This is a genomic window from Mesorhizobium sp. M7A.F.Ca.CA.004.04.2.1, assembly GCF_004022825.1.
Lineage (GTDB): Bacteria > Pseudomonadota > Alphaproteobacteria > Rhizobiales > Rhizobiaceae > Mesorhizobium.
Map to the genome: position 1 here is coordinate 1 of NZ_RZPH01001330.1, position 1292 is coordinate 1292.

Here is a 1292-nt window from a genome sequence, read left to right on the forward strand (position 1 = left end):
GAGCGCTTGCAGGGGTAGCCGAGATGCCGGTTAGCCGTAAGCTGGCACGGACCGCCGCGCACCGGAATGTGGCGTCGCGATGCGACTGCCAACGCGGTTGAGGGGTAGAGAGACAACGCTCACCTAGCGCCCGCAGATGTGACATACTGACTGCATATCGATTTCGTAGCCTTGTTAGGAACACGACGTGGATTGGTTTACCCAACGCAAGCCTTTCCCAAATGCCGCAAAGTCAGCTTTCGGAGTTGGAGCGCTTGGCGATATAGCTGCTGAGGAATTGACTCCCATCGTCGACGACACTTACCGAACAACCTCGAGGCATCTCACATCTGATGGGATCAGCATCTACATTCCCTATCGGTTGCATTTTCTGCCGACCGTAGCTGTCGATTTCGCTAGCTTTTCGCCGGGGTCGCAGTGCTTGCTGACACGTTCGACAGACGGTTATCTGAGGCAAAAATCAGCCAAAATTATCCTTCCGCTGAACGAGCCTTGGACGATTCCATTCATCGTTCTTCTCTTAGGCGAGTACGTCGTCGAAATTCTCGACGATATCCATTTGGCGATGCCGTATTTCGATCAGACAGCTTACGCCAGTTTCGTCCGGCAGAACCGGCAGGTAATGCGTGCAATACGCGCTAAGGCGACAAGCTATTGGAATGCCTACTACCGCCAAAGTTATCCCGGCAGGAAATCGTATCCGGCGATTGCCGTCCTCAATCAGCTGGATACTTGGGCAACCTAGCATCACGTGCAACGGGACAGCCGACGACGTCGCCATACGTTGTATTTCCATTTTGTCGACGGTGACGCATTCGAAACTTGCTTCAACAAAAGGCCCTCGACCAAAACATCACTCCATCACGGCGCTGTGGTCGACCTTGGCTGGCGTCGCCGGCTTGCGCAGCAAGAGAACCAGCGGAATGGCGGCAAGCGACAGGATCATCATCAGCTTGAAGTCGTTCATATCGCTTATGATCGTCGCCTGCAGCGTCACCACGCCGTCGAGCGCGGCGCGGCCCGCGGCGCTGTAGGGATCCATCGCCTGGAAGATGGCCGGATTGCTGAAAGCCTGGTTGTAGGGCGTCACATAGGTGGCGATGTTGGCGTGGTTGATCTGCACGTTCTCCGTCAACAGCGCGGTGACGACGGATATGCCGACGCTGGAGCCGATGTTCCGCGACAGATTGTAAAGGCCTGTGCCTTCCGCGCGCCGCTCCGGCGCCAGCGTGGCGAAGGTGATGGTGGTCAGCGGCACGAACAGGAAACCCAGGCCAGCGCCCTGGATCTGT

At 56.7% G+C, this 1292-nt stretch carries 1 protein-coding gene and 1 pseudogene; one reads left to right on the forward strand and one right to left on the reverse strand.

Annotated elements, in window-relative coordinates:
• The first annotated feature begins 187 nt into the window (after positions 1-187).
• Positions 188-745 carry a hypothetical protein gene (locus EN893_RS34285; RefSeq protein WP_127271419.1) on the forward strand — a complete coding sequence of 186 codons (558 nt, stop codon included), beginning with the start codon at positions 188-190 and terminating at the stop codon, positions 743-745.
• A gap of 108 nt (positions 746-853) precedes the next feature.
• Here EN893_RS34285 and EN893_RS34290 read toward each other — a convergent pair.
• Positions 854-1292 (reverse strand): annotated as a pseudogene (locus tag EN893_RS34290) (multidrug efflux MFS transporter); the annotation flags it as partial.